General features: G+C 54.3%; 29 protein-coding genes. All 29 read right to left on the reverse strand.

The features are described 5' to 3' along the window. Window positions 1–4: 4 nt before the first annotated feature. The 29 genes from flhA to AC6CHM_RS16385 all read right to left on the reverse strand — a co-directional run bounded on the left by flhA (window position 5) and on the right by AC6CHM_RS16385 (window position 25,527). On the reverse strand, window positions 5–2,095 hold the full coding sequence (gene flhA, locus AC6CHM_RS16245) for a flagellar biosynthesis protein FlhA (protein WP_115054997.1): 2,091 nt from the start codon (window positions 2,093–2,095) through the stop codon (window positions 5–7). Between the two features lie 71 nt (window positions 2,096–2,166). Beyond that, window positions 2,167–2,433 (reverse strand): flagellar biosynthetic protein FliQ, encoded by a 267-nt coding sequence (locus AC6CHM_RS16250; protein WP_115054996.1) that lies wholly within the window; start codon window positions 2,431–2,433, stop codon window positions 2,167–2,169. A 2-nt stretch (window positions 2,434–2,435) separates the two neighbouring features. Next, on the reverse strand, window positions 2,436–2,831 hold the full coding sequence (gene flgD / locus AC6CHM_RS16255; RefSeq protein ID WP_115054995.1) for a flagellar hook assembly protein FlgD: 396 nt from the start codon (window positions 2,829–2,831) through the stop codon (window positions 2,436–2,438). Next, entirely contained in the window at window positions 2,828–3,265 is a 438-nt protein-coding gene (gene flbT, locus AC6CHM_RS16260; RefSeq protein WP_498173749.1) for a flagellar biosynthesis repressor FlbT, read from the reverse strand. Before flbT ends, flgD begins: the two co-directional genes overlap by 4 nt. A 5-nt stretch (window positions 3,266–3,270) precedes the next feature. Next, window positions 3,271–3,615, reverse strand: coding sequence for a flagellar biosynthesis regulator FlaF (flaF, locus tag AC6CHM_RS16265; protein WP_115054993.1), 345 nt, complete (start codon window positions 3,613–3,615; stop codon window positions 3,271–3,273). 47 nt (window positions 3,616–3,662) lie between these two features. Then, window positions 3,663–4,712: a flagellar hook-associated family protein gene (locus tag AC6CHM_RS16270; protein ID WP_115054992.1), complete on the reverse strand. Its 1,050-nt coding sequence runs from the start codon at window positions 4,710–4,712 to the stop codon at window positions 3,663–3,665. Window positions 4,713–4,714: 2 nt separating this feature from the next. Then, window positions 4,715–6,169 (reverse strand): flagellar hook-associated protein FlgK, encoded by a 1,455-nt coding sequence (gene flgK, locus AC6CHM_RS16275; RefSeq protein ID WP_337353406.1) that lies wholly within the window; start codon window positions 6,167–6,169, stop codon window positions 4,715–4,717. Window positions 6,170–6,200: 31 nt separating this feature from the next. Further along, the gene (locus AC6CHM_RS16280) at window positions 6,201–7,463 is read right to left on the reverse strand and encodes a flagellar hook protein FlgE (RefSeq protein ID WP_115054990.1); all 1,263 of its coding nucleotides are present in this window, start codon (window positions 7,461–7,463) and stop codon (window positions 6,201–6,203) included. 130 nt (window positions 7,464–7,593) lie between these two features. Next, window positions 7,594–8,265, reverse strand: a complete 672-nt coding sequence (gene ftcR / locus AC6CHM_RS16285; protein ID WP_115054989.1) for a flagellar transcriptional regulator FtcR — start codon at window positions 8,263–8,265, stop codon at window positions 7,594–7,596. 459 nt (window positions 8,266–8,724) lie between these two features. Then, a complete protein-coding gene (gene fliK, locus AC6CHM_RS16290; protein WP_498173750.1) occupies window positions 8,725–10,005 on the reverse strand; it encodes a flagellar hook-length control protein FliK in 1,281 nt (426 codons plus the stop codon). Next, on the reverse strand, window positions 10,002–11,207 hold the full coding sequence (locus AC6CHM_RS16295) for a MotC family chemotaxis protein (protein ID WP_337353404.1): 1,206 nt from the start codon (window positions 11,205–11,207) through the stop codon (window positions 10,002–10,004). The genes fliK and AC6CHM_RS16295 overlap by 4 nt, the downstream gene beginning before the upstream one ends. Further along, window positions 11,204–12,439: a MotB family protein gene (locus AC6CHM_RS16300; protein ID WP_115054987.1), complete on the reverse strand. Its 1,236-nt coding sequence runs from the start codon at window positions 12,437–12,439 to the stop codon at window positions 11,204–11,206. The genes AC6CHM_RS16295 and AC6CHM_RS16300 overlap by 4 nt, the downstream gene beginning before the upstream one ends. Further along, window positions 12,436–13,101, reverse strand: coding sequence for a hypothetical protein (locus tag AC6CHM_RS16305; protein ID WP_498173751.1), 666 nt, complete (start codon window positions 13,099–13,101; stop codon window positions 12,436–12,438). Before AC6CHM_RS16305 ends, AC6CHM_RS16300 begins: the two co-directional genes overlap by 4 nt. After that, window positions 13,098–14,744, reverse strand: coding sequence for a flagellar basal-body MS-ring/collar protein FliF (gene fliF / locus AC6CHM_RS16310; protein WP_336441445.1), 1,647 nt, complete (start codon window positions 14,742–14,744; stop codon window positions 13,098–13,100). The genes AC6CHM_RS16305 and fliF overlap by 4 nt, the downstream gene beginning before the upstream one ends. 142 nt (window positions 14,745–14,886) lie before the next feature. Further along, window positions 14,887–15,669: a flagellin N-terminal helical domain-containing protein gene (locus tag AC6CHM_RS16315; protein ID WP_115055116.1), complete on the reverse strand. Its 783-nt coding sequence runs from the start codon at window positions 15,667–15,669 to the stop codon at window positions 14,887–14,889. Window positions 15,670–15,852: 183 nt separating this feature from the next. Next, complete coding sequence (gene fliP / locus AC6CHM_RS16320) at window positions 15,853–16,602, reverse strand: flagellar type III secretion system pore protein FliP (protein ID WP_115054984.1); 750 nt, start codon at window positions 16,600–16,602, stop codon at window positions 15,853–15,855. Then, window positions 16,599–17,084, reverse strand: a complete 486-nt coding sequence (locus AC6CHM_RS16325; RefSeq protein ID WP_336441444.1) for a flagellar basal body-associated FliL family protein — start codon at window positions 17,082–17,084, stop codon at window positions 16,599–16,601. The genes fliP and AC6CHM_RS16325 overlap by 4 nt, the downstream gene beginning before the upstream one ends. 9 nt (window positions 17,085–17,093) lie before the next feature. Then, entirely contained in the window at window positions 17,094–17,807 is a 714-nt protein-coding gene (flgH, locus tag AC6CHM_RS16330; protein WP_115054982.1) for a flagellar basal body L-ring protein FlgH, read from the reverse strand. Continuing rightward, on the reverse strand, window positions 17,804–18,325 hold the full coding sequence (locus AC6CHM_RS16335; protein ID WP_440809612.1) for a MotE family protein: 522 nt from the start codon (window positions 18,323–18,325) through the stop codon (window positions 17,804–17,806). The genes flgH and AC6CHM_RS16335 overlap by 4 nt, the downstream gene beginning before the upstream one ends. Further along, window positions 18,322–19,548: a flagellar basal body P-ring protein FlgI gene (locus tag AC6CHM_RS16340; RefSeq protein ID WP_115054981.1), complete on the reverse strand. Its 1,227-nt coding sequence runs from the start codon at window positions 19,546–19,548 to the stop codon at window positions 18,322–18,324. The genes AC6CHM_RS16335 and AC6CHM_RS16340 overlap by 4 nt, the downstream gene beginning before the upstream one ends. Next, window positions 19,545–20,012 (reverse strand): flagellar basal body P-ring formation chaperone FlgA, encoded by a 468-nt coding sequence (flgA, locus tag AC6CHM_RS16345; RefSeq protein ID WP_498173895.1) that lies wholly within the window; start codon window positions 20,010–20,012, stop codon window positions 19,545–19,547. The genes AC6CHM_RS16340 and flgA overlap by 4 nt, the downstream gene beginning before the upstream one ends. Window positions 20,013–20,029: 17 nt before the next feature. Beyond that, the gene (flgG, locus tag AC6CHM_RS16350; RefSeq protein ID WP_115054979.1) at window positions 20,030–20,818 is read right to left on the reverse strand and encodes a flagellar basal-body rod protein FlgG; all 789 of its coding nucleotides are present in this window, start codon (window positions 20,816–20,818) and stop codon (window positions 20,030–20,032) included. 17 nt (window positions 20,819–20,835) lie between these two features. Next, on the reverse strand, window positions 20,836–21,162 hold the full coding sequence (gene fliE, locus AC6CHM_RS16355; RefSeq protein WP_498173752.1) for a flagellar hook-basal body complex protein FliE: 327 nt from the start codon (window positions 21,160–21,162) through the stop codon (window positions 20,836–20,838). Then, window positions 21,162–21,581, reverse strand: a complete 420-nt coding sequence (gene flgC, locus AC6CHM_RS16360) for a flagellar basal body rod protein FlgC (RefSeq protein WP_115054977.1) — start codon at window positions 21,579–21,581, stop codon at window positions 21,162–21,164. Before flgC ends, fliE begins: the two co-directional genes overlap by 1 nt. A 4-nt stretch (window positions 21,582–21,585) precedes the next feature. Continuing rightward, entirely contained in the window at window positions 21,586–21,966 is a 381-nt protein-coding gene (gene flgB / locus AC6CHM_RS16365) for a flagellar basal body rod protein FlgB (RefSeq protein WP_115054976.1), read from the reverse strand. A gap of 94 nt (window positions 21,967–22,060) precedes the next feature. Continuing rightward, complete coding sequence (locus AC6CHM_RS16370; protein WP_307277253.1) at window positions 22,061–22,636, reverse strand: hypothetical protein; 576 nt, start codon at window positions 22,634–22,636, stop codon at window positions 22,061–22,063. Continuing rightward, window positions 22,633–24,009, reverse strand: a complete 1,377-nt coding sequence (fliI, locus tag AC6CHM_RS16375; RefSeq protein WP_498173753.1) for a flagellar protein export ATPase FliI — start codon at window positions 24,007–24,009, stop codon at window positions 22,633–22,635. The genes AC6CHM_RS16370 and fliI overlap by 4 nt, the downstream gene beginning before the upstream one ends. A 13-nt stretch (window positions 24,010–24,022) precedes the next feature. Continuing rightward, window positions 24,023–24,748 (reverse strand): flagellar basal-body rod protein FlgF, encoded by a 726-nt coding sequence (gene flgF, locus AC6CHM_RS16380; protein WP_336441536.1) that lies wholly within the window; start codon window positions 24,746–24,748, stop codon window positions 24,023–24,025. Further along, the gene (locus AC6CHM_RS16385) at window positions 24,745–25,527 is read right to left on the reverse strand and encodes a DUF1217 domain-containing protein (RefSeq protein WP_498173754.1); all 783 of its coding nucleotides are present in this window, start codon (window positions 25,525–25,527) and stop codon (window positions 24,745–24,747) included. The genes flgF and AC6CHM_RS16385 overlap by 4 nt, the downstream gene beginning before the upstream one ends. Window positions 25,528–25,764: the final 237 nt, after the last annotated feature.

Genomic DNA, 25,764 nt, shown 5'->3' on the forward strand with positions numbered 1-25,764 from the left:
CCGCTCACGAAATCGTTCCAAGCGAACGAACTTCAACGCCTCGCGCAATTTCCACATGAGACAGAACTGACAGCGTTGTAAACAAGCGCTCAATGATCATTCGAATATAGGGCCGGGCTTCCGGCGAAGCGACCAGAACAAAACGCTCTCCCGCATCGAGATGTTTGCGAATTGCGGTGGTCGCTTCCGTTCCAAACTGTTCAAGCAAACGCGGGTCAATGTCGAATTCCGTGACCTCCCCCTTGGCATCCCGCTTGAGGCTTTGATGGAAAACCAGATCCCAGCGATTGCCCAGGCGCAACACGGAAAGCACGCTATTGTCGGCAAGATCGCCGCAAATCTGCTGTGCCATGCGCATACGCACATGCTCGACGATCATCTCCGACCGCCGGACATGCGGCGCCACTTCAGCGATAGCCTCAAGGATTAGATTGAGATTGCGGATCGAGACCCGTTCCGAGAGCAAAAGCTTCAAAACCGCCTGCAAGCCGGAATAAGTGAGATTGGCAGGGCAGATATCATCAAGCAGCTTCTTGTATTCCGGGCCAAGCCGGTCGAGCAGCGCCCGCATATCTTTGTAGGACAGCAATTGCGAGAGATTATTGCGCACGATCTCGCTCAGATGCGTGAGCAGGACCGAAAGATTATCGACAGTCATATAGTTGTCGCGCTTGAGTTCTGCCGCGAACGTTTCGGGAACTGAGTAAGCCTTCATACCGAAAGCCGGTTCGCGCACTTCTTCGCCGGGAACGTGTGGCGGTGGCCGATCTCCGGGAATGACAAGGATTTCGCCGACGCGTAGCTCATGCGACGCCACTACGGTTCCGTGAATTTTGATACGATAGGTTTTCGGCGGCAGCAGAAAATCGTCCGTAACCTTTATTTCAGGCACGACAAAGCCGTATTCGACCGCGAATTTCTTGCGCATTTTGTTGACACGATGCGCCAGTTCCAATTGCGAGGACATCAGCCGCGAAGAAAGTTGCTTGCCAAGGCAAAGTTCGATTTGTGCTGTTTCCAGCGATGCCTTGACAGAATTGCGGTCTTCGTCCTCGGCGGTCTTCTGCTTGATCGCCAGTTCAGCCTGCGCTGCGGCGGCAACCCTGGCCAGCTTGCGGGGTACAGAAATGCCAATTGCGGTCAAACCGATGGCAAGGATAAAGAATGGAAATGCTGGCAGACCCGGCAATATACCGAGCACAAAGAGCAGAAGAGCAGCTACGAAAAGAGCTTTTGGATAGGCACCCAACTGTCCGAACACAGCCTTGTCCGTCGATCCCCGGGTGCCTCCCTTGGAGACAAGCAGACCCGCTGCCAGCGATACGATCAATGCCGGTATTTGCGTAACCAGACCATCGCCGACAGACAGTTTGGTGAATACGTCAGCAGCTTCGCCGACTTCCATACCGTGCCGGGTCACACCGATAATGATGCCACCAAAAATATTGACTGCGGTTATGATCAAGCCGGCAATCGCATCGCCGCGCACGAATTTGGAGGCGCCGTCCATCGACCCGAAGAAGGCACTTTCCTCTTCCAATTCGCGGCGGCGGTGCTGTGCTTCCTTCTCATCAATAAGTCCGGAGGATAGATCCGCGTCAATCGCCATCTGTTTGCCCGGTATAGCATCGAGCGTAAAGCGTGCTCCTACTTCGGCAATACGCGTTGCACCCTTGGTGATGACGAGAAAATTCACGATGATCAAAATTGCGAAGACCACCAGACCGATAACGAAATCACCGCCCATGACGAATTGCGAAAAGCCATGGATGACCTGTCCCGCCGCGGCATAACCTTCGTCGCCGTGGGTTAGAATAACGCGGGTTGTTGCGATATTGAGCGAAAGACGCATCATCGTCGCGATCAGCAGCACAGTGGGGAATGCAGAGAAATCAAGCGGACGCTGTATCCACAGCGAAACCATCAGGATCAACACGGACAGAGCGATAGAAAAGGCAAGTCCGATATCGAGAACCATCGGGGAAACCGGCAGGAATAGTACCGTCAGAATAATGACGATGCCGAGCGCAAGACCGACATCACTGCCGGTCAGGTAGCCCTTATCACCCAGTCGTTTTACTGCTGCCTGCTGCACGGCATTCTCCTATTGTCGGATGGACCATAGGAGACGAAGCTTACGCGAAGCCCGCGCGTTAGAGCTTTGGATCAAAAACCCTTTTCAATCCGCGAATAGGTCAGCAGCGTCAGCGTATTGATCTGCGAGCCGACAAAAGGTGCGGTCAGAGCAAGCACTGCCAGAATAACCAGTATCTTCGGCACGAATGTCAGGGTGACTTCCTGAATCTGCGTCAGGGCCTGAAACAGGGCAATGCCGACACCTGCAAGCATCGCTGCACCGACCGCCGGGCCGGCGGCTACGATAACCGTCCAGATCGCCTGATTGACAATATCCAGTGCATCAGCTTCGTTCATGGTCAGCTGATGACGATACCGGCCGTAATGATCAGCTCCGCCCCGCCCTTGAGCTTTGCTACCATGCCATCGCTATAGATGCGCACGGATTCAACCACGCCCGAGACTTTGCCATCGGGGCTGGTCACGGTCCGTCCGATGATACCATCCGCTTGAGAGAGTGACGAACTTGCCAGTAGCTGTTCAAGCTTGGCGTTCATCTGAACAGCTTGTTCAACACTGGAGAATTGCGCCAGCTGCGTCACCTGCTGCGTTGCGTCCATGGGCTTGGTCGGGTCCTGATTTTTCATCTGGGCCACGAGCAGCTTCAAAAAGGTCTGATAATCAGCGCCCGCAACAGCTTTTGGTGTGTTGGTCTGATTTGTTTGTTCCGTGCCTACGGGCGGAATAGTGGTCATGCTGTCGCCTCCGGCCTTACCTGGCCCGTTTGTGCAGGAATGGCAGCGCCTGAACCACCCGACATGATTTGTGCTTCCAGCGCGTAAAGCCCACGGATCGATTTTAACGCTTCGAAGATGCGGTCATTACAGACCACCTCATCGATGAGCTTCAGCTCTTTCAGCATTTGCTGGTTGGAAAACGTGGCGAGAAGCGCCGTCAGCATGCGCTTGAAAGCCAGGTTCGCCTCGTCCTTTGCCGAGGGGTTGATCAGCATGATCTGCGCCGCGAAATAGAGCTGCCGCAGCGGCGTCGTTGTTTCGTCAGCCTGAAGCACATGGCTTCCCAGAAGGAAGCTCACATCATTCATGAATTCGAGCGCGACTTTGCGGTCAGCGCGCAGAACAGCCCCGTTCACATATATTTTTTCGCCAGCGCGCAAGGACACTTTCATGGCATTCAAATTCCGTCGCGAATGGTTTTTGTGATGTCGATTATGCTGTCATAATCGACCGACCTTTCCTGTCGGATGGCTTCCAGTTCCTTCAGAATGAATATGCCTATGGATATCAGCGATGCGCGCAATTCCTGCGGTAACTGGTTTGCCGGATCGCCAAGGTCTTCCATTACAATCATCCACAGACGGGACGTGAACTGGACGGCTTCAATTCCCTTGAACGAATAGCCGTCCTCGTCACGCGCTGCCTCAAGCATCATGATCGATTGATCGAATAATGACCGCTCACGCTCTTTGGCGCTCGTTGCACCGTCATTGATGATATCGTCGTATCGAGCCTGGTACATTGTCTTCTCAAAGTTTCGATGCATGCGGATTGCACGCAAGGTCAGGTCTATTTCAGGTAATTCAGCAAGCTCAGACTTTGCATCTTCACAGTCAGCGCATATGAGGCATCAATCTGGGTTCGCAGTGCCTCCACCCTGTTGGCGGCTTCATAGGGGTCGACGCCCTCAAGACCAATCACTGAGCTGTTGAGCACTTTCAATTGCACTTCCAAACGATCCGTTGCGTCTTTCGTTCGCGCCTGAGCTGTTCCGAGAACAGATTGCACGCCGGGCAGCGTTGAATTGGCCTCTGTGGTGGTCTCGATCGCCTTTGTGATCACGGCATCGAAAGCACCCTGGTTCAAACCAATATTGGCGAACTCGGCAACCATCGTGTAGCTCATCATCATCTTGCGAAACCCGGCATTGTTTGCACTGACCGAGGTTTCGGCCAATTCGGTTGGCGCGATGCGGCTTTTCATGAGCGTATCGGAGGCAGATGACCAATTATCGGACCATGAGGCGGCATCAAACTCTGACGAGAATGGACCGTCCAGAAAGGCCTTCATATCGTTCGCGCTGATTGTTGAAACCTGAGGATCAGTAACCGGAAAGCCGAAATGGTCTTCAAAGGACTGCAGGACTGCCGCGCGTGCCGGATTGCCTGCTGCATCATAATCGCCAAGCGGCTTTACGTCAGTGTTGACGCCGGCAAAGACATACTCGCCGTTAAAACTGGTGTTGATCAAAGATGTCGCCGTCTGCATCAGCCCTTTTGCGGCATTAGCTGCAACCTCATGGCCCTGTCCGCTACCGCGCATGGCGATGATCGTTCCTAAAAAGCCCTGCGAACCCTTCATGGCATTACTCAGCGCATTTTGCGATGTCGTCATACGCTCGGCCAGCAATTTATTGGAATCCGTAAGGACTGACAGCCGGTCATGTTCCTTTCGCAACGAAAGCGATTGCCCGGTGCGGCTGCCCAGCGCCAGACCGGTATCAAATACAAAGCCCGTCGTTGCTTCCTGTTGCGCCTTGACCAGATCAGCCTGCGCCTTTGAAATGATGCTCCGGGTTGCGTTTGCAAGGACGTATGAAGAGACCGATTGTGTTTTCATGTTTATGACGCCGCCCGGAAGAGTTCTTGGAACATGGAGTCTACTGTCGACAATATGCGGGCCGACGCCTGATAGGAGTGCTCCAGGTCCAACAGCGATTGCATCTCGGTATCGATGTTCACGCCGCTGACATTGGAAATCGCATCACTCGCTCTGGACGAGAGAATTTTGTTGTAGTCGTTCGTATCCGTCACGGATTTGCGCTTTTCCTCAAGCGAGCTGATCGATGCGGCGGCGAAATCAAGCAGGCTTTTATTGTTGCCTGCTGCCGCATCAACGTCAAAAGTTCGCGGTGCGCCGATCGCCCCAATCAGACTTTGCAGTCGATCAGAATAGCCTGCAGAACCATCCGGATTCTGAACATAAGGTGTTCCTGCCGGGCCGCCATCGCGCAATAGCGCAGGATTGCCGCCTTCCGACAAAATATAGGCAGATGATACTTTAAGTGACCCCGCGATTCCCGGAAGGATCGTGGCATCGGCCGGCATCGCCGGTGCGCCCGAATAGGTAAACAGGCCAGGGACTGTCGGTACGCCTGTGCCTTTTTCAGCAAACATGCTGACGAGGCTGCGGGCAATTTCATCCAGTTGCTTTTGATAGGCCGGCGCAGTCTGGTCCCGCAATTGCAAGAGACCGCTCAGCCGTCCGGTGCCATAGGGTTGATCAAATGTGCCATGCGACAGCGGTACGCCGTCCACATAGACCTCATTGCCGCCCGTTGAAGCGCTAAACGCACTTGTCGGTGTAAACGTCACAGTTCGTGCAGATTTTTCAAAAAGCGTGACACCTGACTCGGCGAAAATGACCATATCATTGTCATCACGCTTTAAGGTTGTGATACCGATTTCACCGGATATCTGCTTTAGCAGGCCGTCCCGTTCATCAAGGTCATCCGAGACATCAGACCCAGCCCTTGTGCCACTGACCACCCGATTGTTGACCGCCTCGAACTTTGCCAGGAGGTCGTTGATGTTGTTGACCGAGTCCGCAATATCATTGTCGGCATCCTGGCGAAGCTTCTGCGTTTCCTGCGTTCCCCGGTTAAGGCTATTGGCAAGCGACACGGCTTTGGCAACGGCAGATTCGCCCACCGAGCTATTGCCCGGCTGAGAGGCATAAAGCTGGAGTGAATCCCGTAAATCGCCAAGAAGGGCTCGCGGTGAATCAGACGCATTACTGGCTGAATAAATGCCCGAAAGGCGATCAAGGCCGCCTTTTAAAGTGTCGGATGCTCCCAGAAAGCTGTTGGCTTCCACGAATTTGGAAAGAAGGGCCTCATCTGCCGAGCGTTTCACCGACATATAGGTCAAGCCACCGGCGCCGCTTACCACTGACCCGATGCGCCGCGTGAAATTTGGATCGTTGGCACCCGCAATATTGCGGGAGACGACCGCGGTCTGCTTTGACACGGTATTGAGAGCACTCTGAGCAGTAAGGAGCGCTGAAGTTAGTGACATGCCCTTTGTCCAATTCCCATTATAAGTTCAGCTATCGTTTCAGATTGACCAGCACGTCCATCAAGTCCGCACCGGTCTGAAAGACTTTGGAGTTTGCCGTATAGTTTCTCTGCGCTTCGATCATTTCCGTAAGATCCTGCGCAATATCCGCATTGGATTCCTCAAGGGCTTCTGACGTGATGCTGCCAAAGCTTCCCTTGCCGGCAAAGCCCACCTGAACTTCACCGGAATCGGCACTGGTCGAGAACACATTGCCTGACAGAACCTGAAGGTTGTCGGGGCTGGGCACATCCGCGAGCGCGATCTGGTAGATCGGACGGGTCGTGCCGTTCTTGTAGTTGGCCACCACGATACCATCGGCGCCGATCGTCACGTCTTCAATCGGACTGGGCGAATTGCCATCGATCTTGACCTGAATGGGATTGTAGTCGCCAGCCAGTTGCTTCGTGCCGGAAAAGTCGATTTCGAGCGGCTGGCCATTTGGAACGACAACGGAAATCGACTTGTCCGCCGATGTGAGCTTACCTGTCAGGGCATCAAAGTTGAATGTCTCGGTTGTTAGCGGAGCCGCTGGCGTATAAGGGAACCCGCCCGTTGCCGATGCATTGGCCTTGTTATAAACGGCGGCCTCCCATTGGTTGTCCGCCGTCTTGGTGTAGTAAATATCCAGAACAACGACATTGCCCAGATTGTCATAGGTTTGAACCGACGATTTGGCGGTGAATTTTGCCGTAGCCGTTGTATTTGCAGGTGGCCGGTCGGCAGCGGGTATAATCTCAGCGCCTGCCGGCAAATTCGCCGTAAAGACGCCTTTGCGGCTCGGGTCAGCGATCAGATCGTTTTGCGAGAGATTGATCTTCTCCAGACCCTGATAGCCATTGGCTACCGGATTTACGTTGCCGTTGGTAATGGGATACCCCATCAGGTAAAACCCGGCAGTATTGACCAGATTTCCGGCAGCATCAGGAACGAACGAACCGGCACGTGTCAGGTAAGGCGTTCCATTGGCATTGCTGACGATGAAGAAGCCCCTGCCTTTCAAGGCAAGATCAGTGGAGGATGTCGTGAAACGCAGCGGGCCATCGTCAGAAATATGGTGGCGAACGGTAGTTTCGACCCCACCGGAATTGTAGGAGCCGCCGGAACTGGGAAGAACAAGCGAAGAAAACTCGGTGCTCGCGCGCTTATAGCCGGTCGTGCTCGAGTTGGCGATATTCTCGGATACCGTGGACAGCCGGTTGGCTTGACCGTTCATACCCGACACGCCGGTTCGCATCATTCCGTAAAGGCTCATTTCCGTCTCCTAAAGCGCGATTCAGTCCAGAATCGTTATGCCTCGATACTTGCGCGAAGCTGACGTGGGGAATCACTGAGAGAAGCTAAAAAAATTTCGATTGATCAAGATCGGCGGCACACGCCGGTCTTCAGTCGAGATTTATGCAATAGCCAAGGAAGCGTTTTGAATCGATCGGATCATATCCAAGCTGCTCACGCAGTTTCTTGCGCAGCTTGCTGATATGGCTCTCGACAACGCTTTCTTCGACTTCACTATCGAAGATTCCATAGATCGCATTGAATATCTGGGCCTTGTTCAACCGCCGTCCGCGGTTGGCAATCAGATATTCAAGGATACGGCGTTCGCGGCGCGGCAAGGAAAAATCAACCCCATTGACCTGCGGATCGCGCCCGTCGGAGAAAATCTTGATCGGCCCGATCTGGGTTCCACTGCTGCCATTGCCGTAACGTCTACGAATTGCATTGATCCGGGCCAAAATCTCGCGAACATGCATGGGCTTGCGCACAACATCATCGACGCCAGCCTGGAAAAGCTCCAGCGTGTTTTCCAGCGATTGGGTGTCGTTGACAGCGATCACGGGAGCCGAGCAACGTTCACGAATTTTATGTGGAAACTGGCTGCGGTTCGCGCACTCCCCTATCAGAAATGCTTCCACTGCCATAATATCTTGCTCCTGAACGGTGGCGACCCACTCACCAAAATCGTTCGGAGAAAACCCGGTTGTCGTTATGCCCTCTCGGGCGAACCATGCAGAATACCCACTCGTCACCAGACTTCGTTCGTCGACGACTACAATCACAACCCCACCTTCCGAATCAGTAACTTAACCCCAAGCACGACACACGTAGCGGTGGTAAGGAGTTGTCGACAATCCCCAACTAATTGTTCCTAATTAATTGGGAGTCGGAATGAGTGGTATAATAGCTGGACTTGGGGGAAAAGCCGACACGGCGGCTGTAGCAAAGCTGACGCAATAAGTTTAACAAATTGCCAACGGGAAATAAAATTCACGTTTTATTACCGTGTATTAACGTGGTCCCTTATTGCAAAAGATGCGCATGCCAGGAGTCCAGTTTTTGCGCTCGCTTGCGTCATATGTTCCATTACCCGGCAAACATAATTTTTCTGCATGATGTTCATTGCCCGCCCCGCAGTGCCTCGCTGCCAACTTCGTTTTGGTGCAATCATGGCGTGCGCGCACGCGGCCTGGTCCCCACGGACTGGTGACGGCATAGGCAAACCGACAGTCAGGTGCGAATTAAACGACGAGCCCGCGCAAAGGACGAATTTGAGCGCCTGGCTTTGCCGGTAATTCGACATGGTCATCCGGTGCAACGTCTGCGGAAAAACTTTGATGGGTCGTTCGATCTTCCGGCGTATTCTGGAAACCCGATTGGCCCTGATTATTGCCGCGCGCGCCGAGCTGTTGCGGATCTTGCCCATTGAGATTTTGCTGCCCCGCTTGAGGGTTTCCTGCACCTGCCTGCGAGCGGTCTATAATGGATATTGTGACATTAGATGCATCATCCGTAACGCCAGCGCGGTGCAGCGCTTTGCCCAAGGCCTCACGATCATTCGATAGGTGCTGGGCCATTGCAGTGCTCGCCGCCGCAATCTGGATATGCATTCCCTCGGATGTCAGGCGCAGTCTGGCCGTTACAGTGCCGAGTTCAACGGGCTGCAATTGAATGACCAGCGTCCTTGCAGCACCCGTGGTGCGATCAGAAACCACTTCTATGCCGGTGACAGCCGGTGAATTGGCCGGTACCGTAACCATCGCGATATTTCCCATCAAGGGTTTTGCCGTGGCTTGTGGCAATGAAGGAGCAGCCTGCTGGGATGTGTTCGTGTTAGACGCCCCAATCACGTCCTGCAATGTCTCCGTCACCGGATTGGGATCCTGTTTCTCCGGTTTTACCGCCTTTGACGCTATGGCAGAACTGGCGCCATTGATCTCCTGCTGCTTTGCGGAGACAAGAGTTGGCAATGCGGGCTCGAATAGGGCTTGCTCGGATACAGGAGGCGCGGATGAGACGGAAAGTCTGCCTGAGCGCTCTGGCACTTGCTTCGGCGCTTGTTCTTTGTCTGCAAGAACATCTGCAGCATCTGTCTGTGGCGGGATGTCATCGTTTCCCAGCGTCAATTCAGCAGCATCCGAATCTGTCACGGACACTGCTCCTTGCAAGCTCTGCTGGTCAATCAAGGTATCGGGGGCAAAAGCGGTTTTATCACCTTGCCGCCTATCCAGCATTTGCTCCAACGCAATAATTGGTTGCGTGAAAGCACTCTGTGCAAGCGACATGGATTCCTCATCCCTGTGATCGGGCGGGCTGTCTGGCCCAGCGCTTTTTTCGTCACCAGGAATGTGGTTTAAAACGCTTTTCCGGTGTGGCTTGACGGCCTCCAAAAGCGATCCAAAATTAGGTTGCAGCTCTTTGGCTCCAGGCATTTCCTGGAAGTTGCCTTGCGTCTCTTCCTTTGTAGCCCGCACCGGCGTCTGCAACTTCAGCTTGAAAGGCATATTGGATCCGATCGTCATTTCCCGGCCTTTCCAAGAATTGCATCGATCGCATCGAGCTTCTTGCGCGTTTCTGTAATCATTGCATCTTCCGTATCGACGGCGGGCGGCTGGCGCGTCTTTTGCGGCGTCTGCGTGGCGATCTCTGGCGTGGGGATAGTTTGGGGCTCCATGGCAGCTGACGTCACACGCGGTTGTTCGGTTATTTTCCCCGCCATGGCCATAGCCGCTTCAAGTAGGTTTACGTCGCGGCCATGCAGACGATCCTTTGGCAGGCTGGACAATATTCTGCCCGCTTCTCCGGTCTCATCGGAACCGACATTGCTCACAGCAAGGTAAAGCCTTGCCTGTGTGTTGTCGGCTTTGAGCGCAGTGGCCAGTTCTTCCGCTTCCCGCGCGGCAAACCGGGCACGGACCAGATCACCATTAACAATAGAGCTACGGGCGAGGCGCAAGTAAAATGGCATCCGGGCGCCCGGCCAAGCCAGCACTGCCAGATCCTTGATTTCCTCCTCGCTGATTTTGTCTTTCAGCTTCAGTAAGGCGTCGACAAGCTGGCGATAGAAATCTTCCGAATATGGTGATCGTTCAAAGCGTTGCAGGTAGTTTCTGGACAGATATAGCAGCTTGTCTTTCTCGCCAAGACCAGCGGCGATGCTGAGACCGCGGCGCAGTGCGGCCTCCTCCAGCAGCGTTCCCGGCGCATTCAGCCGTATATAGTCGAGGCGCTTGAGAGCTGTAATCGCATCAATCGAAGCGAGTTGAGATGCCGTTACCAAATAGATCGAAGCGTTGAGTTCTGCTGGCAGATTTGGCGGCAGTTCCTGAAAGTTCTCGACAATGCGAAGCGCATCGCCATCTGCATAAGCCAATGATCCGGCGATAAGTTTAGGATTGATCTGATCAGGCTTCAGCGTGGCAATGATGCCGCGTACAACATCAGGATTGCCACCATTCAGCAGATAGATGAAAAGCGCATAGGCATTGGCCGGCTTGTCCCAAGCCTCCGGTTTGGCCTCTTTAAACTGACGCGAAACATGCGCAAGAACCCGGTTGAGCATCGGCAACGCTTCCGGCTTTCCAGATGCTACCTGGTCCTGCAACATGCGCATTGACCGCACCAGAAGATATGGCTCTGGTGCAAGCATATCCGCTCGCGCCTGTGCCTGCATCAAACCGAGCAAACCCAGTATCAACACAAGATGATAGTGCCTCACTCTCATCTGCCAACCGTTTTAAGAAAAATATCGATCCGGCGATTTTGAGCTGCATAGGGATCCGACGCAATCTTTGGGTCGCGATCCGCATAACCGTCAATTCGAAGAATACGCTTTGCATCGAGACCGCCCCGCGTCAGCATATAATAAGCCATATGGGCACGCGCCGAGGACAAACGCCAATTGTCATAGCTATCGCTCTTGAACGGTCGCGCATCGGTATGACCGCTGATGACAACATCACCCTTGCGGGAGGCGATGATCTTGCCGATCTCATCCAGCACCTGCACGACGCGCTTGTCAGGCTTTGCCGAGCCAATGGCAAACATGCCATAGTCAACTTTGTCAGTCAGCTGAATCATAACGCCTTCATTGGTGGGGACCACTGTCACCTCCGGCGCATTTTTCTCATCTGCAATGCCGGTCTTTGCGATTTCCGCAGCAAGCTTTTGGGCAATCTCAGCTGGACTCATCTCCCGCTTGCCTTCCGTGCCCGTCTGACCAGCAGCTTTCTTGCCCTCGACAGACTTGGCGGCGGGATCGGGTTTTATATCGCCAGCGCTCAACCGTTGTGCCAGCGATGCCTGTTCAATCGTTGCCGACTCCTGTTTGGAGGCGTCCTTTTTGACGCTAGCGCTTTTTTCATAGGATGGGGGTGGCACGGGCGGGCTATCCGTCAGAGGGAAAATTTCATCATCCGCCCGGTTAGTCCAATAGTTGGGATTGAAGGGATCCCGATAGGCCTCACCGCCTTCCGCACCGGTCATTGGACCAGCACGATTAATGCCACCGGCACCCGCGACGGACCGGTTCTGGAGGACACCCGAATCCGTGGCGATCTCCGCAAGAACCGCATAGGGATCTTTGAATATCTGCCGCTCTTCGCGTTCTGGCTGCGTCTCAGTATCACGGTCGTTGCGAGAACTCTTTGTTTCCGCATCGGTGGAATCGGGACGTTCGAAGCGGACCTTGCCCTTTTCCTCGTCAGAGTCCTGAATACCCTTTGGTCTGGCGTTACGGTCCATCAATTTTACGGGATTGAAATAGCTGGCAACAGCCGCTTTGGTTTCCTCGTTAGCAGCATTGATGAGCCACATGACGAGGAAGAATGCCATCATTGCCGTCATGAAGTCAGCATAGGCAATCTTCCAGACACCGCCGTGATGACTGTCTTCGCCATCGCCTCGGCCACGACGCACGATAACAATTTCGCGATGCGTTTCGGGATCAATGTTCATCGGATGTGATCTCTCAAACTATCGATCAGACGGCCAAGCCGTGTCTCGATAACCGTATCGTCAAGCCGCAGGGACAGCTCTGCCTGGTTTGCCTCTGACAGAGAAAAACGCGTAAGATCAAAGCCGGGCCGGTTGCGAAGCACGTCCAGAAGATGCGATGGGCCGCTGATCTTCGCGGTAATCCCTTCATATCCCATGGTCAGTCGCTGTATTTCGCTTGCGAACGCACTTACCGCACGTTCCCGCATATTGACTTCAATCAGTGGAACAAGCACCGCAGCAAGCGAGCCGGAAAGATCAGACGCAATCGTCTTCAGCCCTTCATCCAATTGCGCTGAAATGCGCGCTCCCGTCTGCTCCAGAAACGTCACTTCAGCTCCGGCAAGCTGTTCTTGAAACTCCCGCTCCAACCTGACCTTTTCAGCCTCGAACAGAACCGAAGCTTCAACCTGCCCCGACTCCCTGCCCGCAGCAAATGCCTCCTTGATCTTAAGTTCGTAGTCGATGAGTTCGACTACCTCTTCAGGAGTATCGTCAATATCGGTTTTGATTGTTATCCGCTCGCCAGGTGCGGTAAATACCGTCACGCGATCGGCAGGCACATGCTGCGGCGTGAAATCCGTCAGCATGCTGGCAATGGATCTGGGTTGGGATGCTGTCATGCCGCTTCATGCACCCATTGTTTGAGGATCGCGGCGACACGCTCCTCATCCATGTCGATCATCTGCTCCAGCCTGTTCTGGGCCGGAACGCGCATGCGGCGTCTTAACTCGCTGAGATCGTCATAGGGCGCACTTTGCTCGGCATTTGCAGCAGCAACAGCAGGAAGATTGTTTGCTGGTGCAAGCCCCGGCACCGCGAAACCCGGCTCATCCGCAAGCTGCAAAGCATTCTGCTGATTGCTCATTTCACGCATCAATGGACGCACGCCAAACCAGAGTACCAAACCGACCGCCGCAATCAGCGCCGCAGCATTGATGAGCGTACCTGTCTGCCGGAAGATCAATTCCGATATGGGTGTTGAAGCCGGTTGCAGCTGCTCGTCGGCCGCTTCCAGGAAGTTCACAGCTGTAACATTGATCACATCGCCGCGCTTGGTATCAAGACCGGCGGCGGTTGCGACCAATTGCGTAATCTTGGCAATCTGCTGATCCACAAAGTTGGCCGGTGGCGGAGTCTCACCGGCAGTCGCCAGCAATCGCGCCTGATCAACCACCACCGCAATCGAAAGACGCTTGATCTGATAGCTGTCGCTCGTGGTCGAAACCGTCTTCGAGTTCAGCTCGTAATTGGTCAGCTCTTCGCGCTTGTCGGTCTTTTCCGTGGCACTATCGCCATTTCTGCTGGCAATCTCTTCCTGTGGAATGTTCTGTTCCACACCTGTCGCATTGTCACTGGTGGAATTTTTCGAATCGCCACTTTCGCGCACCACGCGAACCGAGCGTTCGACGCGCGATTCAGGGTCGAACACTGTCTCATTTGTCTGACGCCGATCCGTATCCAGTGCCACCTGGACGCTCGTCTGGAAATGCCCAACGCCCAGATAGGGAGCAAGCGCCTTGCGGATATTCTCGTCAACAGATGACGAGACATTCTGCTCCAGCGTGGCGGACATGACTGCACCGGCATTGGTGCCGTCATCCTTGGAAGCCAGCAGCCTGCCATTCGTATCGAGGATCGTGACTTCCGAGGCAGTCAATTGCGGAACAGCCGCTGCCACAAGCTGGCGTATGGATTGCGCGGATTCAATTGCGAAATCGCCTTCGGTGCGGATGACAACCGACGCGGAAGGAGCTTGATCGCCGCGACGGAAACTGCCTTTCTCCGGCAAGACAATGTGCACTCGCGATGCCTTGATCCCGCGTATGGCCTGAATGGTCCGCGATATCTCGCCTTCAAGCGCGCGCACCCGCGTGATTTCCTGCATGAAGGATGTGAGGCCCAGCGAGCCCATATTGTCGAAAAGTTCGTAACCGGCATTGTTGCTTGTCGGCAGGCCCTTTTCTGCAAGGTACATACGCGCCTGATCGGCCTTGCCGAATGGCACCAGAACCGATGTTCCATCTGACTTGACATCGAACGGTATGCCCGCTTCGCCTAAGGCCATACCCATGCGATTAACGTCATCGCGGCTCAGCCCGACATAGAGTGTCTCATATTGCGGCCGGTTAAGATAAAAACTCGAGGCAAGAATAGTGGCAAAAAGCGTCACGCCGATGATGCCCAGCGCAATAAGCCGCCGGGCTCCAAGCTTTTTCAACGCTGCGCCCAGCTGCTCAAAAGTCTGTCTTAGGTTCTTTTCCATCAATTCCCACCGCAACACCTTGGGCCGACCATAGATGCTGAAGCTTGCGCGAAGTTAGAGTGGCGTTGCTCAAAGCCATTGCCAGAAAACAAAAAGGCCACGCGCGAAGCGTGGCCAATTGAGTTTTGCAGAACTGTTCTTATTAGCCGCGGAAGAGCGACAGGATGCTCTGGTTGCCGGAATTGGCAATCGAGAGTGCCTGAATGCCGAGCTGCTGCTGAACCTGCAAAGCAGACAGACGAGCTGATTCTGCGTTCATGTCAGCATCAACGAGCTGGCCTACGCCGCGATCAATCGCGTCCATCAGCGAGCTGGTGAAGCTTACCTGCGTGTCGATACGGGTCTTTGCGGAGCCGAGACCCGCAGCAGCAGCTTTCATCGTGTCGATGGCTGTACCGACGGTTGCCGATGTAGTAGCGGCTGTGAGAGCAGCTTCGAGATCGAATGCAGCAACAGCAATGGTTGTTACGCCAGTGCCAGCCTCGTAACCGGTAACGATGTTCTGGGCTGTGCCACCTGTCTTGAGCAGGTTAACGCCCTGGAATGTCGCGCCCTTTGCCATTTCAACGATCTGAGCCTTGAACTGGGCAATGTCGGCATCAATGATGGCGCCGTCTGTGCCTGGAGTTTCCTTGGCAACATATTTCGCCTGTATCTTCTGAGCGAGGTCGATAGCTTTCGTCAATGAAGTATAGGCAGTGTCGACGATGGAAGCACCAAGACCAAGACCGTCCTTAACAGCAGAAAGAGCCGAATTCTGCGTGCGCATGCCGGTTGCGATTGACCAGTATGCAGCATTGTCGGAAGCTGTCGAAACGCGCTGACCAGTAGCAATACGGTCCTGCGTTGTTGCAAGGTTCTTGTTTGTTGCGGAAAGTGTCTGCAGCGCAGTCATTGCTGACGCGTTTGTAAGAATGCTAGCCATAGGATGAAGTCCCTGATGAGATATTATTTGGGACATACCGGACTGACCGGTATAACGGAACGGCATCATGCCTATTGTCATTGCGACAACCCGTTATGTGCGTGATGAGTATGCCAAAAATGTTACGGTTTCAATAACGTTCATGATTAATTTTTCAAAGTTGGTTAGCGCACCTGTATCCGGCTAAGAATAGGAACGGATAAGACTGCCAACAAGGATGTTCCAGCCATCGATGAGGACGAAGAAAAGTATCTTGAACGGCAGCGACAGCACGGTTGGCGGCAGCATCATCATACCCATCGACATTGTGAGCGTTGCAACGATCAGATCAATCACCAGGAATGGCAGAACGATCAAAAAGCCGATTTCAAATCCGCGACGCAGCTCGGAGATCATGAATGCGGGCACGAGGATACGCAGGTCAACAACTTGATTCGCCTGTGTGCGAAATGATTCGTCGGCCAGGTCTTCGAACAATCGCAAATCCTTGTCGCGGACCTGCCGCAGCATGAACTCGCGAAACGGCGTGGTGATTTCATTGATCGCCACATCCTGAGTGATCTGGTTGTTGACCAGCGGCTGCACACCATTTTGCCAGGCTCTGTCAAAGACAGGTGCCATCACATAGAATGTCATGAACAAGGCAAGGCTGATCATTACCAGATTGGCGGGCGTAGTCTGCAGTCCAAGCCCGGCCCGCAACATCGAAAATGCAATGGCAAACCGGGTAAAGCTCGTGACCATGATGAGAATGCCCGGTGCAATCGACAGAACGGTCAATGCCGCCAGCATCTGGATGATCTGGCCGCTGGATGATGCACTGCCTTGCGGTATCAATCCTTCAAGCAAAGACGCTTGTTGAGCCATGGCCGTTCCACCAAGACCAAATAATAACCCGGCCAGAAGCACCGGCGTCAGATAACGTCTTTTCATTCCATCACCAGCGCCCAGATGTAAACTTTATCGACTTTGCCTTCAGTCCGCATGCGCGCACGTTCCTGCAGATCAGTTCTCAAATATTCCAGTCCGGCTGGTCCCCGCAGCTGCATCAGGTTTACCGTGCGAAGGAAGGCCATGAAGTCGGCGGAAACGGCGGTTGTCAGCTCGTCGGAAATTGTTTCTCCCGGCCGGACAATCAATCCTGCCTCCAGCCTGATCCAGACATCCTGAGGGATTTTGACATTGGTGAGGATCGGCTTCAGTACGACAACACTGCCGTCGGGCATTGCCTCCACCGACGGAGTTTTTTTCTCCGCCGCACCGGAGGCAGCCACAGGTACCGCCAGACCCAGTTGACCACCAAGAAACCAGCCTCCCGCACCGGCAATGAGTGTCAACACGACGACGACAACTGCCAGGGCAGCCATTGAAGGCGCCTTGCGTGTCTGAACGGTATCTTCGGTGGCAGCGCTCATTGTGGGGCTCTAAATCGGCGAGACCGCATCAAGGACCTGCTGGCCCCATGGCGGCTGTTGCACTTCGCTTTGGCGACCACGACCACCATAGGAAATGCGCGCTTCTGCAATCTTCTCGTAGGAAATCGTATTATATCCTGAAATGTCACGCGGCCTTACAACACCGGCCACATTGAGTACGCGAAGCTCGTTGTTGACGCGGATTTCCTGCGATCCGCGAATGATGAGATTTCCGTTCGGCAAAATGTCGGTCACGATTGCAGCAACCGACAGATCGATTTTCTCCGATCGTTCAATCTTGCCCTCGCCCTTGGTGCGGCTATCTGAATCATAATCGAAATTGCCGCCAATATTGCTTACCGAGATTCCGCTCCCGCCCAGATCCGCCTTGGCGCCATAAATGCCCGAAGCGACGCGTGAGCGGTCAGACTTGTTGTCAAGCTTCGCCCGGTCATCAATCGAGATAACGACTGTCAGCACATCACCCGGATTAGTGGCGCGCGGATCGCGGAAAAAACTGGCCTGTCTGTCCTGCCACAGCGAGTATTTCTGCGGACGAGGCTGTACCGGGTAGTTTGATGGGTCGCTCACCGTAAAATTGTGTCCTACGCCCGTGCCGACCGGCGTCATCTCCGGCGGTCGATTAAAATCACGCGGATTCATTGCACAGCCTGAAACCAGAAGTACGCTTGCCAAGGCCATCGGCATTGCCGCTTTTTTCATTGTGCGGTTCTTTCTTTTGTCGTCACAACCCGCGAACCGACAATCACCCGCGCCAGCTTGGATGATTTCTCCGGGGGCATCTCGTTGAGAATAACGCTGGAAACCCGTGGGTTGAGTTTCAGCAGGAGCGCCGCGGCGGCTTCATCGCCCAGCAGTGCCATTTGCGCTGCGGCAGCGTCGGGCCGCATCTTGGATATGATGCCGACAAGTGAGTCTTCAGCCTTATCGATAAATTCGTCACGGCGTTTCAGCCAGACTTCATATTCCTGACGCTTGGCGTCGAGAAGTTCGATACGGCTATCTATATCCTCACGCAATTGCTGAAGCTCGCGTGTTTGCATCGCATAACGAGCATCGGCGGCCTTGTCGGTGATATTGGAGCAATACCGGTCAATCTCCTGTCCGGTATCATCCTGCGTTCTGGCTGTTTCCTGGGAAAAGCCGTAAGCCGGCAAAAGCAGCGCCAGGCTGAAAGCAAGAGCTGCAACAGATGTTTTGAGAAAGCCCGACACGTTCATTGGACCACCAGTTCGGCATGGAGGGCGCCGGCGGTCTTGATGCCTTGCAGAATCGCGATGATACCCTGTGGTTTCACTCCAATCTGGTTCAGCCCCTTGACAAGGCTTTCCAGATCGGTGCCCCCAAGCACCCCGATTTTCGATGTCTGGTTTACATCAATTTCGGTATTTGGCTCTACCGCAGTTTCGCCGTCCGAAAATGGTTCGGGCTGCACAATCGTCGGACGTTCAGTCACGCGCACTGACAGGCTGCCATGACTGATCGCAACGCGGGAGATGCGCACTTTTTCGCCAATGACAACGGTCCCTGTCCGCTCGTCAACGACTACACGGGCGACTTCATCTGTGACGACCGGAAGCCCCTCAATTTCGGCAAGAAAACGCGTCGCTGAAATGCTGGCAGGCTTACGCAGGCGGATCGATTTGGAATCCCGCTCTTTGGCAACAGCCTGCTTGTAGCGGCGTTTTGCAAAGGCATTGATCGTATCGGTAATGCGTACCGCGGTGGTAAAATCGGGTTCACGCAGCTCGACAATCAGCTCATCATGACCAAAATTACCGGTGACTTCCTTTTCCACCAGCGCACCATTGGGAATGCGGCCGCTTGTCGGCACTCCCTGTGTTATGGTTTCCGCTTGGCCCGAGGCCGTAAAGCCGGAAACGATCATATTGCCTTGCGCAACCGCATAGGTCTGGCCATCGGCTGCGGCCAAAGGAGTCATGACCAGCGTACCGCCAGCCAAAGAAGTCGCATCGCCCAATGACGAGACTGTAATATCGATCCGCGAACCACGCCCAGCGAAAGGTGGCAAATTGGCCGTTACGATCACGGCAGCAATGTTTTTGGTACGGGAGGCACCGGCTGGTGGGCTAATGCCAAGATTATCCAGCATGGCGCGCATGGACTGTTCGGTAAAGGGCGCACTGCGCAAGCTGTCACCCGTGCCGTTCAAGCCGATGACAAGACCATAGCCGACAAGCTGGTTTTCGCGTACACCCTGAATATTGGCGATATCCTTCAAGCGGGCGATTGCTCCACCCTCGCCAAGCTGTGATGAGGCACCTCCCCAGCGGCCATCATCAAGCTCTTTTTGAAAGGCTGCCCGCGCTTGCCCAGGCGTTTTGTAGTCCTTGGCATTGGCCGACGGCTCAGCTGCATAGCCAGCGGGTGATGCTGCAAGCATCAAGCCGACAAATGCTATGAGGACACGCAGCAGCTTCATTGCATACCAACCTGAATGCTTCCATTGGCAAGCACGGTTCCAGTTACAATAATGCCGCTATCAATGTTGCGGACCTTTACGAAATCACCGGAACGGCCGGCCTCCATTGGTATGCCTTTGGCAGTGATAACCAGAGCGCCCGTATCGTAGACGATTGGAACGGAAACTCCGCGCTGAACAAGATCCGGCTCGTTCACGGCGGTAACCAGAATGGGTTTTCCCGGAAGGAGGGTCTTGCGCGCGACCTTGCCGATCAGCTGATCGGCGGACAGGATATAACTTCCCGCCGCACTGGACTTGATCGTGAACATCTTTTCTTGCAGCTCGTTGCCGCCGATGGCCTGCCCGGGATAGATGATCTGCGATGGGACGATAAAAGTTATGCGGTCGGCCAGGGCCGACGACACCACAAAGAAGGCCGTGGCAAAAGCACTGGCCCGCAACAGATTCTTTATCGCTCCAATGGCTATCATCATCACCCTCAACGCAGATTCTTCGAAACGACCGAAGCCATTTCGTCGGCGGCCTGAATGACTTTCGAGTTCATCTCATAGGCCCGCTGCGCCGTGATAAGATCCGTGATCTCCTTCACCGGATCGACGTTTGAGCTTTCAAGATAATTCTGCTTCAACGTTGCAAAGCCCGGATCACCCGGAACACCCACAACGGGATCACCGGAGGCATCCGTTTGCCGGAAAAGATTGTTGCCTAGCGGCTCCAGCCCCGCTTCATTGGCAAAGTTTGCGATTTGCAGCTGCCCCAGATTAACCAGCTGGGTCTGGTCCGCCATTTTAGCGAACACTTGTCCACTCTCAGTGATCTTGACCTCAATCGCATCGGTAGGAACAACGATATTCGGTTCAACGAGATTGCCATCAAGGGTCACAAGCTGACCCGTCCCGTTAACGTTGAACGCTCCAGCGCGGCTGTATAAGGTGTCGCCTGCAGGGTTCTGTATCTGGAACCATCCACGGCCTACCAGCGCGACATCATAAGGATTTCCGGTCTGGTTGAGCGGCCCCTGTATATGCAGATTGCGCACCGCAGCTGTCTGCACACCAAGACCAACCATGGCTCCTTCGGGAACAATGCTTTGGTTGGCAGCATTGGGAACGCCGGCTGTCCGCTCTGCCTGATACAAGAGATCAGAAAATTCGGCCTTGGCGCGCTTGTATCCGGTCGTATTGATATTGGCGATATTGTTCGCAATGACTTCCAGATTAAGCTGTTGGGCATTCATGCCGGTGGCTGCGATAGTGAGCGCTTTCATTGGGATTCCTTATCCAGCTAAATCGGCATGCGGCTGATTTCGAGATAGGCCTGCACGATCTTGTCGCGAATGGCGATCGCGGTTTGCAGCGATTGTTCCGCGTCCATGACCGCATTGACCACGTCGCGGGTCGGCACGTCGCCCGTCATGCTTTTCATGGACACAGCTTCTGCGGTTTGCAGCTTGCCGCTCACGGAGCTGGCGAGTTGTGAAAGCACATTATCGAAGGATGGCTGACCGGGTGCGGCGAGCGGCGCTGTGCCACCGGGCGCGCCCTTATTGACAGTCTCGGTCAGTTTGGAAAGGGCGTTACGGGTAGAAACGCTGAGAAGCTGGTCTATCATCAGGAATTCCTCAAAAGATCTACGGTCATGGCAATCAGCTCGCGCGCTTGCTTGACGACTTGGAGATTGGCTTCATAAGAGCGATTGGCTTCTCTCATATCCGCCATTTCAACGACCATGCTGACATTGGGATATTTGACATAGCCGCGACTGTCTGCAGCCGGGTGACTTGGCTCATATTCTTCGACAAAGGCGGAAGTATCCTTGCCGACCTCGGCAATTTTAACCGTTTCGACGCCGGTCGTACGATCAAGCTCGGTCGCGAAGGAAACCGTCTTGCGCCGATAGGGATCGCTGCCGGCTGTCTTGCCGGTCGATTGCGCATTGGCAAGATTTTCCGAAACGATGCGTAAACGTGTTGACTGGGCGGAAAGGCCGGATGCTGCGACTTTAAGGGCGGCCTGTAGCGGATCACTCATGCGCTTAAGCCTTCACAGATGACATCATCATGCGGTGAAACGCCTTGACGATGCTGGTGTTGAGCGCGAATTCGCGATTGATCTCGCCGGATTTCACCATTTCCATTTCGAGGTTAACGGTGTTCTTGGAGTGGTTTTGTTCGGTCACTGCGTCCTTGCGCAGGGCGGTTGCCGCAATGCCTGAGGCATCGATTTCCAGATGCTTCGGATTGGTGGCCGCCATTGTCAGTTGCGACTGGGCAAGGACGTCATGGAATGGTTCGACATCGCGAGCCTTGAACCCTGGAGTATTTGCATTCGCAACATTTCCTGAAACCGCTGCCTGCCTTACTGACAGCCACTCGGCCTGACGTGACGCCAGATCGAACAGATGAATTCCTTGCATGTGCTTCCCCGCAGCCGAACCGATTAACCCGCTCTTAATATATGTGGTCAGGCTTGCGTGAGACTTGCGGCAGCGTCAGCTTCAGTCGATCTGGCTAGAACGTCCTGTCGATCACAGTCCCGTCGGAGGTCTTGATATTCCAGCTTCCGGGCGCTGCTCCGCGCTGTATAGCCACCAATGTGCTGCCATCCGGCAATGGTGAGCCCTTCTCGACGAACCAATATCCTGTTTCGTCCTCAATCATCACCAGTCCGCCTACAACTTCGCGGACAAGGAATTGCGGCTTACCCGGAAAAGGCTGTTTGCTGGCATCCTCCATCTTCGCGAACCTGTCAGCTGTCAGCTCCGACGTTGTAGCTGTCGTCATCGGATCAAGCTCTTCGCTCGAATTGGGTGATGTTGAAGCAATCTTGCCCCTTGTCTCGCGTACAACCTTCTGGTTGGCACGGTTGAGAGGATCGCGCACCTGAATACCGGAAGCCTCGGGCTTTGGGCGCGCATCCAGAATATCGTAATACATGACGAATGGCAGCACGAAGGAGACCACGGCCAACCCGAAGCCTGCCGTTTTAAGATAGCCGTCAAAACGCTTGTCGCGTTGTTTGGGCGCTAGGGCTGTCTCGATATCGACCGATCCGGGTTTTGCCGCGTTTGCTTGTTGTTTTGTCATGATGGCTCCGTTGGCCGCAAGGCGGTGGCAAGGTCGCTATAAGGGTCCTGAGATAGTGGGGAGGCTGGCGTCTGCTGCATTGTCCCGTATATCAGCGGTACGAGATGGACGGCCTGATCAATCTGCGGATCGCTGCCAGTCTGATAAGCGCCGATCATCCGAAGATCGCGCGTTTCCTCGAACCTTGAAATCAGGCTGCGCAGACCCGTCGCAAGTTTTGCCTGATCCGGAGACCAATTATGGTGTGCCAGACGTGATATCGATCCCAGAATATCGACAGCCGGAAACCGCCCCTGAGCCGCTATGGTTCGATCGAGAACGATATGACCGTCAAGAGTACCGCGAATGGCATCCGAAATGGGATCATTGTGATCATCGCCATCGACGAGAACAGCATAAAGACCGGTAATTGTGCCTTGGCCTTCAAGCCCCGGCCCTGCCCGTTCAAGCAGCCTCGGCAGCTGGCTGAAGACGCTCGGCGGATAACCGCGTGATACCGGCGGTTCACCGGCGGCAATGGCTATTTCGCGTGCGGCATGGGCAAAACGCGTAATCGAATCCACGATCAAAAGTACATTGTCGCCGCGATCACGGAAATACTCGGCAATCGCAGTGGCCGTATTGGGAGCAAGCCGTCGCATCATCGGGCTTTCATCACCCGTGGCAATAACGGCAATGGTCTTATCCAGTTTGCCAGCCATTGTGTCTTCAAGCATGTCGCGCACTTCGCGGCCGCGCTCGCCTGTCAGTGCAAGAACGACTGTGTCGAAGTCCGCCGCTTTGGTCATCATGGCAAGCAGCGTGGATTTACCGACGCCGGAACCGGCAAAAATGCCCATACGCTGGCCGAAACACATGGGCACGAAGACGTCGACGACATTGACGCCGCTTCGCAGGCCTTTTTCCACCCGGTTCCTGTTCATCGCAGAAGGTGCTGCACAGTCCACAGGCACTGGTTCGGTTCCGGTGGTCATCAATCCCTTGCCGTCGAGCGGCTCGCCCAGCGCATTGATAACCCTGCCCTTCCAGTCTGGTGCAGGTGCAATACGAAACTGGCCTTCGGGAAACACCGGGCTGCCGAGCGATGGCGTAATCCGGTCGTCAAATGGTTTGATTAATGTTTGAGTTTGTTCAAGCCGCACCACTTCGGCGGGATGAAGATGCTGATCACATCGGATCATCACGAGATCCCCAAGCTGCACCTTGTCCGAGATACCCCTTACACCGATTGCCGACCGCGATACTTCATTGACGTATCCGCCGACAGCAACAGACCCACATTCCCGGTTGGCCTGTGACAACAGGCGCGCCAGGCTGTCGAGCCTCACCGTTCCGGTGTTCATGGTCTGTAGGGCACTGTTCAGCGCGGTCATGAATCGCAGGACATCAAGAGGACGAACCGAGGGTCTTGATGGCGCTCGTGAACGTCGCTTCACTGCCGCTGAGCAAGGCATTGACGCGTTCAAAGGCGCGCGTAACATTCATGAGCCGAGTCATTTCGCTGATCGCATCAACGTTTGATCCCTCAATTGCACCCTGAATGACACCTGCGTCCGGATTGTCGATTACTGGTTGGGCAGCAACGCTCGGTATGATTGCAGAATTATCGAAATAACTGAGTTTTGCACCAGGATCGATCGTGAACAATCCAATGGCACCGAGCTGACGACCATTTTGATAAACCGCACCATCCGAAGATATCTCCGGCGGACCCCCATTTGGGTCGATTGTCAGCGGCTGGCCTCCGGCGTCGAGGATTGGGTATCCCTTGACCGATAGCAGTTCTCCCGTGGTCGACATTTTCATTCTGCCATCACGGGTAAACACCTGACCTGCTGGCGTCTGCAATGAAAACCAGACATTCCCCTTGGCGGCAACATCAAGCGGATTGCCAGTCTGATTGATCGGTCCGGCCTCCGTCTTGATAAAGCTTTCGCCAGCACTGACGAAGCTCGAGTTCTCGGCGGCCTTCGAGACCATCGCATCGAATTTCATGCCTGTTGCCCTGAATCCGGGCGTCGACATATTCGCCACATTATGCGCCAGCACATCAAGCCGGCGTTCCAGCGATATTTGTGACGAAAGCCCTACATAAATGGAATTTTCCATCAGCGCCCTCCAAGTTTGAATGATTGCAGGGTTGCAAGAATGCTGGGCGATATGCCGATTTCCGCCGCCCCGCCAAACAACTGCACTGACGGCGCCATATTCGTGCTGGGATTGGCCATGTCGTACATGGCTGTAAAGCGGACAAGAAGTTTCTCGACCTTCGCCGGATCCTGCAAATCCTTGAGATCAAGTTTCTCTTCGACCATCTTGGCCTGACGATCAATGTCGAGTGCGGATGTCTGTTTGGGAATATTGAAGGTTGTCTGGAAGACTGCAAGCAGGCGCTTATCGCCAAGGATCTCATAAGCATTGGTAATGGACGAAGCCTTGCGGGAAAAATAAAGCGCCAGGCGCGCGCCGTCGCTTTGTTTACCGGTTTCCTGTTCAAGCGTCATCTGAACATAGCTGTCGACGACGGGCTTTAATACGGCCGAGCTTTCGGTCGTCTTGTCGCCCAGTTTGGCGAAGTTGAAAGCCGTAGCAAATTCCTTGTAGCGGGTATCAGTCAGCTTATTGGCAAAACCGTCCCTGTTCTCGACCCCTTCGGTCAAAACTTTTTTGATGAATGCCTTGGCATAGGCCATGTCTTCAAGCCCGAAGGCTTTCAACGCATAATTATATAGCTTGGTATCCTTCATCAGATCATCGATGGTTTTCACCTTGCCAATGTTCTTCAGATAATAGTCGCTGTCGCGCTGTACCATTGGTTCCTTGGCAATGCGCGCAAGTGAGCGCGGCAGATCCGCAGCAATCAAACGGTAGCTCGTCATCGTACTGGTCATGATGCGCCTTTCAGAAGCTTTTGCGTATTTGTCGCAAATCAAGCTTGCCTGAAGCTGATGGAGAAACGCCAGTTGACAGTGTGCGCGGGTTTGTCCTTCGCTCAGGAGGACTCACCATGAGGAAGAGAATTGATTGCAAGGAACTTGCCCTTGCAACAATGGCGACTGTCATTGCAACCCACTCTTTAAGCGGTGCAAGCTAGCCCATGGCATGTAGCAAATGGCGTTCGGTGGCTA

The sequence above is a fragment of the Phyllobacterium sp. GQ127 genome, from assembly GCF_059758635.1.